This window comes from Massilia orientalis, assembly GCF_030411975.2.
In the GTDB taxonomy this organism is placed as follows: Bacteria; Pseudomonadota; Gammaproteobacteria; order Burkholderiales; family Burkholderiaceae_D; genus Telluria; species Telluria orientalis.
In genome coordinates this window covers 16317-29298 of record NZ_JASNRB020000021.1, presented here as the reverse complement: position 1 = coordinate 29298, position 12982 = coordinate 16317, and the positions used below count along the sequence as shown (strand labels likewise).

Here is a 12982-nt window from a genome sequence, read left to right as displayed (position 1 = left end):
CTCTGACCCCGGTTTGATGTTGATCAAGCCTCTTTGGCCACCGGCTGCGGGCGATTCAGCAAGCCTTCGGCGGCGAACAGGGCCAGCGCGAGCCAGATCAGCACGAAGCCGACGAGGCGGTCCGCCGTGAACGCTTCGTGGAACAGCCATACGCCCAGCAGGAATTGCAGGGTGGGCGACATGTATTGCAGCAGGCCGACGATCGACAGCGGGATTTTTCTCGCGCCCGCCGCGAACAGCAGCAGCGGGATCGCCGTGATCGGCCCGGCCGCGACGAGCAGCAGGCGCGTCGTGTTCGAGTCCGTGTTGATGAAGGTGTTCTGGCCGTGCACGCTGAGCCAGACGACGTAGGCGGCCGCGAGCGGGAACAGCACCATCGTCTCGAACGACAGGCCCTCCAGCGCGCCGAGCGCGGCCGTCTTGCGCAGCAGGCCATAGCCGCCGAACGACACGGCCAGCGCCAGCGCGACCCAGGGCACGGTGCCGGCCTGCCACGTCAGCCAGGCGACACCCAGCGCCGCCACGCCGATCGCCATCCATTGCGTGCGCCGCAGGCGTTCGTTCAGCAGCATCGAGCCGAACATGATGTTGACGAGCGGATTGATGAAATAGCCGAGGCTGGCCTCGATGACGTGGCTGTTGTTCACGGCCCAGATGTAGATGAGCCAGTTGACGCTGAGCAGCAGGGCCGACGCGACGAAGCTGCCGAACACGCGCGGCTGGCGCACGAGGTTCAGCCAGGCCCACTGGCGGCGCACGGCGAGCACGATCACGAGGAAGAGCAGCGACCACAGCATGCGGTGCGCGAGGATCTGCAGCGGCGGCACTTCGTCGATGGCGTGGAAATACAACGGAAACAGGCCCCAGCACAGGAAGGCGAGGGCGGCGGACAGGATGCCGGTGTTCATGGGGAGGCGTGATACGGGTGAGCGGTCTGACATTATCCTTGAACGGACGCAGCCTTGCTGGCGGGCCCGCCGTTTGCGGCAACCGAGGCGTGCGCTCGGCCTGCTTCCATTGATGCAGACTTTGAGAAAATAGCGGCCGAGCAAAAGGTCGCGCTCTTGTTTTTCCTTGTCAATTATTCTATTGTGCAACGCACCAGAACAACAAAACGGTGAAACCTTGACGGCAGAACATAAGAAAAGCAGCCTGGCAGGGCTGACGCTGGCGGCGGTCGGTATCGTCTACGGCGACATCGGTACCAGCCCGCTGTACACGCTCAAGACCATCTTCGATCCCGTCCACGGCCTGGTCCTGACCACGCCGAACCTGCTGGGCATCGTGTCCCTGATCTTCTGGGGCCTGACGATGATCGTCTCCCTCAAATACGTCACGCTGGTGCTGCGTGCGGACAACCGCGGCGAGGGCGGCATCATGGCCCTGATGGCGCTCGCGCTGAATTCCGTCACGCGCACGTCGCGCTGGCATTACGTGCTGATGGTGCTGGGCGTGTTCGGCGCCACCATGTTCTACGGCGACAGCGTGATCACGCCGGCGATCTCCGTGCTGGGCGCGATCGAAGGTCTCGAAGTGGCCACGCCCGGCCTGGAAAAATACGTCGTGCCGCTGACGATCGTCGTGCTGGTGGGGCTGTACAGCGTGCAGCGCCACGGCACGGCCGGCATCGGCCGCTGGTTCGGCCCAGTCATGGTCGTGTGGTTCGCCGCGCTGGCCGTCATGGGCGTCATCAACATCGTGCAGGCGCCCGTGATCCTGCACGCGTTGAACCCGCTGCACGCGTTCGAGTTCATGCTGCGCGAGAAGATGATCGCGTTCGTCGCGCTGGGCGCCGTCGTGCTGGCATTCACCGGCGCCGAGGCGCTGTACGCGGACATGGGCCACTTCGGCAAGAAGCCGATCCGCTTCGCGTGGTTCATGGTCGTGTTCCCCGCGCTCGCGCTGAACTACCTGGGCCAGGGCGGCCTGTTGATCACGCATCCGGAAGCGCTCGAGAACCCGTTCTTCCACCAGCTGGGCAGCTGGAGCGTGCTGCCGCTGGTGCTGCTGTCGACGATGGCGACCGTGATCGCGTCGCAGGCCACGATCTCCGGCACGTTCTCGATGACGCGCCAGGCGATCGCGCTGGGCCTGCTGCCGCGCATGCGCGTGATGCACACGTCGGAAAGCGAGATCGGCCAGATCTACATCCCGGCCGTGAACTGGCTGCAGCTGATCGTCGTGCTGCTGGCGGTCGTCGGCTTCGGTTCGTCGGACAAGCTGGCCGGCGCCTACGGCATCGCGGTGACGGCGACCATGTTCGCGACGACGATCCTGACGTTCTTCGTGATCCGCTACCGCTGGCACCTGCCGCTGTGGCTGTGCTTCGGCGCCACCGGCTTCTTCATGGCGATGGACATCATGCTGTTCTCGGCCAGCACGCTGAAGCTGCTGCACGGCGGCTGGTTCCCGCTGCTGCTCGGCGCGATCCTGCTGACGACGATGCTGACGTGGAAGCGCGGCCGCGAACTCGTGTTCGAGAACCTGGAAAAGCACGCGATCCCGCTCGACGACTTCCTGCAGTCGCTGTTCGTGGCGCCGCCCGACCGCGTGTCCGGCACCGCCATCTTCCTGCGCGGCGAAACCGACGGCGTGCCGCACGCGCTGCTGCACAACCTCCTGCACAACAAGGTGCTGCACGAGCGCGTCGTGTTCCTCACGGTGCGCATCCGCGAAGAGCCGTACGTGCCCGAGAGCGAGCAGGTCGAGGTCGTCCCGCTGGGCCACAACTGCTACCAGCTGAACGTGACCTACGGCTTCAAGGACGAAGCGGACATCCCGGACATCCTGCGCCTGTGCGCCGCCTGCGGCCTCGAGTTCGAGATGATGGAGACGTCGTTCTTCATCGCGCGCCAGACCGTGATCTCGGTGCCGGGGCAGGGCATGATGCCGTGGAGGGAGCACCTGTACGTGGCGATGCAGCGCAACGCCCGCACGGCCGCGGATTATTATCAGATTCCGAGCAACCGCGTCATCGAACTCGGCACCCAGGTCGAAATCTGAGCGGATTACAAAGGCATACAAATCCCCCACAGACGCTTGCAGGGCAGGTTGGTAAGGTTCGGGTTTCCATCCGATAACCAACCTGTCCTGTAGGAGTCCCATGAAACTGTCCTTCCCACTGGCCGCCGCCTTCGCCGCCATCCTGAGCCTGTCCGCATGCGGCGGCGGTGGCGATTCGGGCAGCACCACCCCTCCCGTCGTCAACAATCCCGCCGCGCTGACCAAGACCGACATCGCGATCGGCACCGGTGCCGAAGCCGTCAACGGCGCGCGCGTGCAGGTCAACTACACGGGCTGGCTGTACAGCGCCGCCGCGGCCGACTTCAAGGGCACCAAGTTCGACGCGTCGTTGCCGGGCAAGCCGTTCACTTTCGTCATCGGCGCCGTGAACACCAACGAATCCGTGATCCCCGGCTTCGGCCAGGGCGTGCAGGGCATGAAGGTCGGCGGCAAGCGCACGATCCTGATCCCGAGCAGCCTGGGTTACGGCGTGGGCGGCGTGCCGGGCGCAATCCCGGGCAACACCGGCCTCGTGTTCGAAGTCGAACTGGTCAAAGTCTGCGGCAGCGCGGCCTGCTGATTCATTCGCGCAGCGCGCTAGCGGGGCGGATCCGCACCGCCGCCAGCGCGTGGCGCAGGGTCGACACCAGCGCCACCACGCCCGCCACCAGCAGCGCGGCGGCGAGCGTCCAGCCGCCGATCGGCGCACGCTCGGTGAACCCGCCCAGCCAGCGCTGGATCGCCACCCACGCGAACGGTAATCCCAGCACCGCGCCGGCGCCGACCAGCACGGCGAACTCGCGCGCCACCAGTTTTGCGATCGCAGCAATGCCGGCCCCATACAGCTTGCGCAGCACGATCTCCCGTTCGCGCCGGCGCACGCTGTACGCGGCCAGCACGTAGATGCCGAAGGCGGCGATCGCCGTCGCGATCGCGCTCGATGCCGCCAGAAGCTTGGCGAGACGCAGGTCGTCGGCATAGAACATGTCTGACATGAGCGTCGCCACGCGCACGACGTCCAGCCCTTCGTTGGGGAAGTAACGCGGCCACAGGGCCAGGATCGCGCGCCTGACCGCGTCAACGTCGCCGCTGCAGCGCACCGTGAACCCGCCGATGCGGTCGCGCAGGAGGAACACACTCGGCTGCTGGCCGTCGCGCGCCGAACGCTGGCGCAGATCCGGCGCAACGCCCACGACCTGCATCGGCCGGCTGCCCCCGCTAAACGTCACGACCTGCCCGACCGCGGCGCGCGGAGACGCGAAGCCGAGCTGGCGTGCCGCCGCCACGTTGAGCACCACGCGGTCGTCGTCGTTCACCTTATCGAACCTGGGCGAGTACAGGCGCCCGGCGATGGGCTTGACGCCGTAGACGTCGAAGAACGCCGGGTCGACGCTGTAGACGTTGAGGTCGGAGGCTGTGCCGCCGGCGTGGCGCATCGACGTGATGTTGTGACCGACGCTGAATGGCAGGTTCGAGACCGCCACGCCCGCGACGCCCGGCAGGCGCGCGACGGCGTCGCGCAAGGCTTGCGTGCGCGGGTCGCGCAGGTCGTTATCGGCCGGGAACATCAGCAGCGGGGCCGTATCGAAGCCGGGATCGAGCGTGCTGACGTAGCGTGTCTGCCAGGCGACGGCAAGTGTCGTGGCCGTCAGGCCGATGGCAACGCCGAACTGCAGCGTGGTCAGCGCGCGCCGGATCCACAGGCCGCGCGCGGTTTCTCCGGCGCCGCGTCCGGCCAGCGCGGCGGTGGCTCGTACGCGCAGTGCCGACCAGGTGGGGTAGGCGCCGGCGGCCAGGCCGAGCAGCATGCCCAGCGCCAGCGTCGCCGCTAGCGGGGCGGGGCCGAACATGCCGTCCAGCCTGCGCTGCACCAGGTCCTCGAACACAGGCAACAGCAGCCATGCCAGCAGCAGGCCGAGGACTGTCGCGAGCAGGCAGACCAGCACCGACTCGGCCAGGAACTGGCGCGCCACGGCTTGCGCGGAAGCCCCGAGCACCTTGCGCACGGCGATCTCGCGCTGGCGCGCCAGCGTGCGCACGGTGGCCAGGTTGACGTAGTTGGCCGTGGCCAGCAGCAGCACCAGCACGGCGACGGCGCCCAGGCCGATCACGCCCTGGCGGTTGCCGTGCGGCGCGAACAGGTCGTTCAGGTCGGGCGCCAGGTATACGTCGGCGATCGGCTGCAGGCGGTAATCGATCAGGTCGCGCCCGCCCAGCGCCGCCACCTGCTGGACGTAATCGTGCTGCACGAGCGGCGACGCGCGCAGGCTGCGCCGCACGGCGTCGAGAACCGCATCGGCGTCGGCACCGGGCAGCAGCTTGAGGTAGATCCGGCCGGCCGAGCGGCCCCACGTGCCGGAGACGGACGCGCGCATGTCGGTCGGCATGATCGCGCTGCCCCTGCCGGCCAGGCCTCCGAACGACATCGTGGTGGCTGCGGGCGGGTCGGCCACGATGGCCACCACCACGTAGGTGCGGCCATCGCCCTGCAGCGTTCGCCCGACCGCATCGGCGCGCCCGAACACCTTCAGTGCGGTGTCCGCGGTCAGCGCCAGCGCCTCCGGTCGCGTGAGGGCCTCGTGCAGGTCGCCCGCCAGCACGCGCGGCGCGAAGATCTTCTCGAAGTCGGGATCGACCAGCGTGACGCCGATGCTCCGGACCCGGCCATCCACGCGCACATTGAGGCCGAAGTTGAGGAAGGCGGTGCCGAGCACTGGCTGGCCGCTCGCCTTCGCCGCCTCGAGCGCGGGCAGGCCGGTGGCGGTATCCCACTCGTTGCCGAGCAGGGCCAGGTTCCATCTCTGCTGCAACTGGACGACGCGTTCGCGTTCCGGCACGTGCTCGTCGTACGAAAACGAGTGGCGCACGAAGCCGAGCAGCAAAAAGCACACGGCGATGCCGACCGCCAGGCCGAGCACCACCACCGCGGAATAGGCCGGCTCCTTGACGAGCAGGCGCCAGCCGATGCGGAAATCGCGCAAATTCATCGTGGCCTCCTTATGCCGCCAGCAGCGCGTCGACGACGATGCGGCCGTCTAGCAGGCGCAACGTGCGCGACGCCTGCGCCGCGTGCGCGGGCGAGTGCGTGACCATCACGACCGTCGTGCCCTCGGCGTTGATGTTCCGCAGGAGGCGCATGACGTCGTCGCCGTGCGCCGTGTCGAGGTTGCCGGTCGGTTCGTCGGCGAGCAGCATCGCCGGCCCGGCCACGAGGGCGCGCGCGATCGCCACGCGCTGCTGCTGGCCGCCCGACAGCTGCGACGGCCGGTGCCCGGCGCGGTGCGCCACGCCCAGGCGATCGAGCATGTCGCGCACGCGCCGCCGGCGCTCGGCCGCGGGCATGCCCGTGTATTCGAGCGCGAGTTCGACGTTCTCGAACACCGTCAATTCCTCGATCAGGTTGAAGCTCTGGAAAATGAAACCGATCTTCCCGCGCCGCAGCGCGTTCAGCTTCGCCTCGCTCCAGCCGGCGACGTTACGGCCCTCGAACCAGTACTCGCCGGACGTCGGCACATCGAGCAGCCCGAGGACGGACAGCAGCGTGGACTTGCCGCAGCCGGACGGCCCCGTGATGGCCACGTATTCGCCGGCCGCGATCTCGAGGTCGATGCGGTCGAGGGCCGTGGTGCGGACTTCGCCCGCCGTGTGGATCTTGCTGACGCCTGATAGTCGGAGCATGTCGTTCTTTCGTGGTTGATGTGATGTTGGAGGGTGCGGGTCACTTCGTCAATTCCAGCCGTCCGGCCTTGCCGAACGATGTGTAGCCGGACACGATGACGTCCTCGCCGGCGGCCAGTCCGGACAGGACTTCCACCTGCGTGTCGTTGCGGCGCCCCAGGCGCACGGTGCGCCGTTCGGCGTGGCGGCCGTCCGGCGCCGCCACGAACACCCAGGCGCCGCCGCCGTCGCCGGCATAGGCGCCCTGGGGCAGCAGCAGGGCCCGTGCCGGCTCGCCCAGGGTCAGGCGCGCGTCCAGGCCCTGGCCGGGGCTGATCACGGGCGGCTGCGGGCCCGTGAACACCATCTCGACGGTGAAGCGGCCGTCCTTGACCTGCGGGTAGATCGTGGCGACGCGCAGCGGATACCTGGCGCCGTCCTGGACCGCCAGGCCCGGGCGTCCGGTCGTGACGCGGCTGAGATAGAACTCGTCGACCTGCGCGACCAGCTTGAAGCGCTGCGGATCGTCGATGCGGCCGATGCGCTGGTCGGGGCGCACCGTCTCGCCGACGAGCAGCCGGAAATCGGTCAGCACGCCGGCCGCCGGCGCGCGCACGGCCAGCGCGTCGACGGTCGCGTTCACGAGCTTCAGGCCCGCCTGCAGGCCCGCGATCACGCCTTCGATCTGCTGCAGCACGCGACCGCGCACCTGTTCCTCGGCGGCGCTGCTGGCCCGTTCGTCGTCCAGCAGGCGGCGCTGCTGCGCGAGCTTGTCGGCGGCATCCTCCAGCGCGGCCGTGGACAGGAAGCCGCGCGCGGCCAGGCTGGCGTTGCGCGCATGCTGCTTGCGCGCCTGCTCCAGCGCGAATTCCAGGTCCGCCAGGCGGCGCTGGTGGTCGGTGCGGCTGGCTTCCTGCGCCACGCGCAGGGTCGCGAGGTTCGAGATCTGCTGCGCGTACTCGGTCTGGCGCGCCAGCAGTTCCAGGTTGCGCTGCGGGTTCGACAGGCGGAACAGCAAATCGCCTTTCGCCACGTGCTGGCCGTCGTGCGCGATCACTGCCTCGACGCGGCCGGATTCGACGGAGTCGAGCACGATGGCGCTGAATGGTTCGGCACTGGCGCGCACGACGATCTCGTCGCGGAAGACACCCGGCGCGACGCGGGCGATGCGCACGTCGCGCGCTGCCACCTGCAGCCCGTGCGGCAAGGCCTGCCACGCGGCGAAGGCGGCCAGGGAGAGGGCGGCCAGCAGCGCGCCGGCGCGCAGAACGAAACGGCCGCGCCGGACCGGAACGCGCACGTCCATGGCGGCGCCGGTGACGAGGTGGGGAGATGGATTGGTCATGCCGGCATTGTTTGCAAGCCCCGTGCCACGACCGTTTTGCCCGTGCCGGCAGGGGTTTTGTCGCGCGACTGTCCGGATCCGGACAGGTACCCCTGTGCGCTTCCGGACAGGTGACCGCCGGGCAGTACAACGCCCCGATGCGCGCTGCTAGAATGGCCCGATGGTTGAATCCCGCACCCGCCTCCTGATCCTCGACGACGACCGCGATGTCGCCTGCGCCGCGCAGATGCTGCTGCGCCGCCGCCATGGCGCGGTGGCCACGCTCGACGATCCGGCGCGCCTCGAGGCGCTGCTGGCGGACGGCGTGCCGGACGTCGTCCTGCTCGACCTGAACTTCACGCCGGGCCGCATCGACGGCGCCGAGGGACTTGCGGTGCTCGACCGCCTGCGCACGCTGGCGCGGCCGCCCGCGGTGATCGCGCTGACCGCGTATGCCGACGTGCCGCTCGCGGTCGAAGCGCTGAAGCGCGGTGCGGTCGACTTCATCACCAAGCCCTGGGACAACGCGCGCCTCGCCGCCGCCGTCGATGCCGCGCTGGCGCGCCGCACGGCCGCGAACGTGCCCGGCGCGTCGGCCCTGATGGGAGACTCCGCGCCGATACGCGAGGTGAAGGCGATGATCGCCGGTGTCGCGCCCACCGAGGCCAACGTGATGGTGCTGGGCGAGAACGGCGTCGGCAAGGAGCTCGTCGCGCGCGCCGTCCACCAGGCGTCGCGCCGCGCCGCCGGCACCTTTCTCGCCGTGGACATGGGCGCGCTGCCCGAGGCGACCTTCGAGAGCGAGTTGTTCGGCCACCGCAAGGGCGCGTTCACCGACGCGAAGAGCGACCGCGCCGGCCGCTTCCAGGCCGCGCGCGGCGGCACGCTGTTCCTCGACGAGATCGGCAACATGCCGCTGCCGGCGCAGGCCAGGCTGCTGACGGCGCTCGAGCGCAGGGAAGTCACGCCGATCGGCGCCGACCGTCCCGAGCCGGTCGACGTGCGCATCGTCAGCGCGACCAACCTGGCGGAAGACCGCCTGTTCGATCCGGCCGTGTTCCGCGCCGACCTGCTGTTCCGCCTGAATACGATCGTGATCCGCGTGCCGCCGCTGCGCGCCCGGCGCGACGACATCCCCGCGCTGCTGCACCACTACCTGTCGCTGTACGAGGGCCAGTACCAGCGGCCCGTGCGCGAGCTGGCGCCGGCCGCGCTGGACCGCCTGTGCGCGTGGGACTGGCCGGGCAACGTGCGCGCGCTGCGCCACGCGTGCGAGCGCGCCGTGATCCTGGGCGCCGACGCCGACTACCGCTACGAGGATTTCGGCCTCGCGCCTGCCGCGCCGCCTGCGCCCGTCCAGGTGGAGAAGGATCAGGACTTCAGGCTGGGCGCACTGGAACGCGACACCATCGCCGCCGCGCTGGACAAGGCGAGGGGCAACATCAGCCTCGCCGCGCGCATGCTGGGCGTCAGCCGCGCCGCGTTGTACCGCAAGCTGGGCAAGCATGGCATCTGAAGCGCGCGCGAAGGCGGTCGCGCTGCTGGCGGCGGCCGGCCTGGCGGCGCTGGCGTTCGGCGCCGGCCGCGCGGGCGATGTGCCGCGTGTCCTCGTGCTGTGCGCCCTGGCGGCCGTGGTCGCGGTGCTGGTCCTGTGGCGCAGCCTGGCCGCGCTGGCCGCGCTGCGCCGGCTGCCCGCGCCTGAACCCCGCGCCGTGCTGAACGTCGAGCAGCAAAGCCTGGTCGACAATGCGCTGGCCCTGGAAGCGCGCCTGGAACACGCGCCGGTCGCGCTGTTCGGCATCGACGGGGACGAGCACGTGCAGCCGCTGAACGCGAACGCGCGCAAGCTGGTCGCGCCGGGCCGCGCCACCGATGCCGCGGCCCTGTACCGCCAGCTGGCGCGTCAACCGCACGGCGACCGCACCTTGCTGCAGTTCGAGACCGAGCGGGGCACCGAACGCGCGCTGGCGACGGTGTCGATGCTGACCCTGCACGGCCGCCCGCAGCGTCTCGCCGCGCTGATGCCGGTCGAGAGCGAACTGGAAGCCGAAGCCTTGAACGCCTGGCGCCGGCTGGTGCACGTGCTCACGCACGAGATCATGAATTCGCTGACGCCGGTGGCGTCGCTGTCGCGCACGGCGCGCGACCTGGTCGAGGAAGCGCGGCCCGCGCTGCCGGCCGACGTGGCGGCGGACCTCGGCACGGCGCTCGACGCCATCGGCCGCCGCGCCGACAGCCTGGCAGGTTTCGTCGCCAGCTACCGCAGCCTGTCCAACGTGCCGGACGCGCGGCCCGAGCGGGTGCAGCTGGCCGCCCTGTTCGCGCGGCTCGATGCGCTGGTGGGGCCGGCCTGGCGGGAGCGCGGCGGCGACGTCGCGTTCTCGGTGGAGCCGGCGTCGCTGGAACTGATGGCCGACCCGGGCCAGCTCGAGCAGGCGCTGATCAACCTGCTCAAGAACGCGTTCGAGGCGACGGACGCGGGCGGCCGCGCGCGCGTTATCGCCCGCCTGGTGCGCGGCGCGCGCCTGCGCATCGAGGTCGACGACGACGGTCCCGGCGTGCCGGACGCGCTGGCCGCGCACATCTTCACGCCCTTCTTCACGACACGCAAGCAGGGCGGCGGCATCGGCCTCGCAATGGTGCGTCAATTGGTACATGGCAATGGCGGCACGGTACGTTACGCGCGCCCGGTGAGCCGGGGCGCGCGCTTCGTCATCACGTTCTGAACGCGTTCCGCGCACGCCTGATCTGGCTCAGTCCCGCGCGCCGCATCGGGCCGTATCGTTGGCACGCCTGAATGTCATCCGGAGCCTGCCATGTCGATACGCCGTTGCCTGTTCGCCCTGTTGTTGCCGTTCTTCGCCAGCGCGCACGCGTGGGCCGATCCGCTTTATACATTCGATTTCCTGCCTGCCGGTTTCGCGCCGTCCGCGCTCAACAACGCAGGCCAGATCGTCGGTACGTACGGCGGTGCGGCCGCCATCCTGTCCGGCGGCACCATCACGAGCCTGGGCAGCGTGCTGCCTGACAGCTACGGTCTTGCGATCAATAACCACGGCGACATCGCCGGTTCACGCAATAGCCCGTACAACGGCAGCGCGTTCGCGTATGTGGGCGGCAGCGTGGTGCCGGTGGCCGCGAGCCTGCCCGACATATACGCGTATTCGAACGCGAGAGGCATCAACGACGCCGGCATGGTCGCGGGCAATGCCCAGCCCGACATCGGCGAGGCACAGCGCGGCTTCCTGTATGACAGCGGGGGCATCCACCTGATCGGCACGTTCGGTGGCGACTGGAGCTATGCCGCGGCCATCAACGCGTCCGGCACGGTGGCCGGCACGGCCACGCTTCCCTCCAGCACGTTCGACCCGGACCGCCACGCCTATCTCTACCAGGGCGGCACGATGCTCGACCTCGGCACGCTGGGCGGCCTGCGCAGCGAAGCCTACGACGTCAATGACGCCGGACTCGCGGTGGGCTGGTCGGAAACGGACGTCGTCCTGGACAACGGCGCGCTGACGCGGCCCTTCGCGTACCGCGACGGTCACATGGTCGACCTCGGTTCGCTGGGCGGCAACTGGGGCTATGCGCGGGCGCTGAACAATGCGGGCCTCATCGTCGGCGCGTCGGACCTCATCACGGATGTCGGCTGGGGCTACCACGCCTTCATCTATCTCGACGGGCACATGGTCGACCTGAACACGCTCGTGACGGGGGCGAACGGCTGGGAGATCATCGACGCCACCGACATCAACGACGCGGGCCGGATCCTGGGCCGTGCCTGCCGCCTCGGCACGTGCGCGGACGTGCGCCTCGACCTCGTGTCGGCCGTGCCCGAGCCGGCCACCTGGGTAATGCTGGCCGCCGGGCTCGCCCTGCTGGCCTGGCGCGCGCGCCGGCGCCGCGTGAAGCCGGCGCTGATGCTCGGCGTATCCCTGGCAGTGGCGGCACCGGCCGTGCTGGCCGACCCGCTGTACACCGCGACCTTCCTGCCCGAAAACTTCACGGCCTACGGCATCGGCAACGACGGCAGCGTCGTCGGCAGCGGCATCAATCCCGACAACCAGCAACGCGCCTTCGTGTGGCTGGACGGCACGACGACGTTCCTGCCGACGCTGGGCGGCCCATCCGCCTGGGCGACCGCCACCAACGGCGGCGCCGTGGTCGGCGCCTCGCTGTCCGGCGACTTTACGCGCGGCTTCATCTACCGCAACGGCGACATCCGGAGCACCGGCACGCTGTACGGCGGCGAGAGCATCGCGTACGGCATCAACGCCGCGGGCCAGGTCGTGGGCGATTCCACGGATGCGTCCGGCAACAGCCGTGCGTTCCTGTACAGCGGCGGCACGCTGACCGACATCGGCACGCTGGGCGGGACGGATGCGCGGGCGCGGGGCATCAACGGCGCGGGCATGATCGTCGGGGGTTCCCAGCCGGGCCCGGGCTTCCCGGACGACGGCGCCCACGCATTCCTGTACCACGACGGCACCATGCAGGACCTCGGCACGCTGGGCGGCGGCTTCAGCTGGGCCGAGGCCGTGAACGATGCCGGCCAGGTGGCGGGCTACAGCCTCATCGGCGCCGCGGCCGTCTGGCATCCGTTCCTGTACAGCGGCGGCGTGATGCACGACCTCGGCTCCTTCGGCGGCGACTTCGGCGAAGCCCACGCCATCAACGCGGCCGGCATGGTGGTCGGTTATTCCAGCTTCGTCGGGGACGGTTTCTCGCACGCGTTCGTGTATGCGGACGGCAGCCTGGTCGACCTGAACAACGTGACGGACGGCCTCGGCTTCCAGGTGCTGATGGACGCCGTCGGCATCAACGATGCCGGCCAGATCGTGGCCAACAGCTGCAGCGACTTCGGGTATTGCGCGCCGGTCCTGCTCACGCCCGTGCCGGAGCCGGCGGCGGCGTTTTTGCTGCTAGCAGGCATCCCCGTACTGTTGTGGCGCCGTAAAAATTGAGGAACTGCTATGCTGGGTCCGAACCCGGAGGTAG

At 69.5% G+C, this 12982-nt stretch carries 9 protein-coding genes; 5 read left to right on the top strand and 4 right to left on the bottom strand.

The window, feature by feature from the left end; all coding sequences use genetic code 11:
* Positions 1 to 23 precede the first annotated feature (23 nt).
* A complete protein-coding gene (gene rarD / locus QPK29_RS26670; protein ID WP_160407035.1) occupies positions 24 to 908 on the bottom strand; it encodes an EamA family transporter RarD in 885 nt (294 codons plus the stop codon).
* A 217-nt stretch (positions 909 to 1125) separates the two neighbouring features.
* Between rarD and QPK29_RS26665 the strand changes: the two genes are divergently transcribed.
* Together QPK29_RS26665 and QPK29_RS26660 are read left to right on the top strand one after the other, a co-directional pair.
* Positions 1126 to 3003: a potassium transporter Kup gene (locus QPK29_RS26665; RefSeq protein ID WP_371770470.1), complete on the top strand. Its 1878-nt coding sequence runs from the start codon at positions 1126 to 1128 to the stop codon at positions 3001 to 3003.
* A gap of 100 nt (positions 3004 to 3103) precedes the next feature.
* Complete coding sequence (locus QPK29_RS26660; RefSeq protein ID WP_056133960.1) at positions 3104 to 3583, top strand: FKBP-type peptidyl-prolyl cis-trans isomerase; 480 nt, start codon at positions 3104 to 3106, stop codon at positions 3581 to 3583.
* Between the two features lies 1 nt (position 3584).
* Here the strand turns inward: QPK29_RS26660 and QPK29_RS26655 are convergent, their stop codons facing one another.
* The 3 genes from QPK29_RS26655 to QPK29_RS26645 are packed head-to-tail and all read right to left on the bottom strand — an operon-like array spanning position 3585 to position 8005.
* Positions 3585 to 5990 (bottom strand): ABC transporter permease, encoded by a 2406-nt coding sequence (locus QPK29_RS26655; RefSeq protein ID WP_371770469.1) that lies wholly within the window; start codon positions 5988 to 5990, stop codon positions 3585 to 3587.
* A gap of 10 nt (positions 5991 to 6000) precedes the next feature.
* Positions 6001 to 6681, bottom strand: a complete 681-nt coding sequence (locus QPK29_RS26650) for an ABC transporter ATP-binding protein (protein WP_371764137.1) — start codon at positions 6679 to 6681, stop codon at positions 6001 to 6003.
* A 40-nt stretch (positions 6682 to 6721) separates the two neighbouring features.
* On the bottom strand, positions 6722 to 8005 hold the full coding sequence (locus QPK29_RS26645) for an efflux RND transporter periplasmic adaptor subunit (protein ID WP_371770468.1): 1284 nt from the start codon (positions 8003 to 8005) through the stop codon (positions 6722 to 6724).
* Between the two features lie 160 nt (positions 8006 to 8165).
* Here QPK29_RS26645 and QPK29_RS26640 point away from each other — a divergent pair, with 160 nt between their 5' ends.
* The 3 genes from QPK29_RS26640 (at position 8166) to QPK29_RS26630 (ending at position 12948) form a co-directional block, all read left to right on the top strand.
* Positions 8166 to 9500, top strand: coding sequence for a sigma-54-dependent transcriptional regulator (locus QPK29_RS26640; RefSeq protein WP_371770467.1), 1335 nt, complete (start codon positions 8166 to 8168; stop codon positions 9498 to 9500).
* Complete coding sequence (locus QPK29_RS26635; RefSeq protein ID WP_371770466.1) at positions 9490 to 10710, top strand: sensor histidine kinase; 1221 nt, start codon at positions 9490 to 9492, stop codon at positions 10708 to 10710. Before QPK29_RS26640 ends, QPK29_RS26635 begins: the two co-directional genes overlap by 11 nt.
* 90 nt (positions 10711 to 10800) lie before the next feature.
* Complete coding sequence (locus tag QPK29_RS26630; RefSeq protein ID WP_371770465.1) at positions 10801 to 12948, top strand: PEP-CTERM sorting domain-containing protein; 2148 nt, start codon at positions 10801 to 10803, stop codon at positions 12946 to 12948.
* Positions 12949 to 12982 lie beyond the last annotated feature (34 nt).

Excerpts from the sequence above, each read along its gene's own strand:
- QPK29_RS26645 (WP_371770468.1), bottom strand. The coding sequence starts at position 8,005 with ATGACCAATCCATCTCCCCACCTCGTCACCGGCGCCGCCATGGACGTG.
- QPK29_RS26630 (WP_371770465.1), top strand. The coding sequence starts at position 10,801 with ATGTCGATACGCCGTTGCCTGTTCGCCCTGTTGTTGCCGTTCTTCGCC.
- QPK29_RS26640 (WP_371770467.1), top strand. The coding sequence starts at position 8,166 with ATGGTTGAATCCCGCACCCGCCTCCTGATCCTCGACGACGACCGCGAT.
- rarD (WP_160407035.1), bottom strand. The coding sequence starts at position 908 with ATGAACACCGGCATCCTGTCCGCCGCCCTCGCCTTCCTGTGCTGGGGC.
- QPK29_RS26655 (WP_371770469.1), bottom strand. The coding sequence starts at position 5,990 with ATGAATTTGCGCGATTTCCGCATCGGCTGGCGCCTGCTCGTCAAGGAG.
- QPK29_RS26635 (WP_371770466.1), top strand. The coding sequence starts at position 9,490 with ATGGCATCTGAAGCGCGCGCGAAGGCGGTCGCGCTGCTGGCGGCGGCC.
- QPK29_RS26650 (WP_371764137.1), bottom strand. The coding sequence starts at position 6,681 with ATGCTCCGACTATCAGGCGTCAGCAAGATCCACACGGCGGGCGAAGTC.
- QPK29_RS26660 (WP_056133960.1), top strand. The coding sequence starts at position 3,104 with ATGAAACTGTCCTTCCCACTGGCCGCCGCCTTCGCCGCCATCCTGAGC.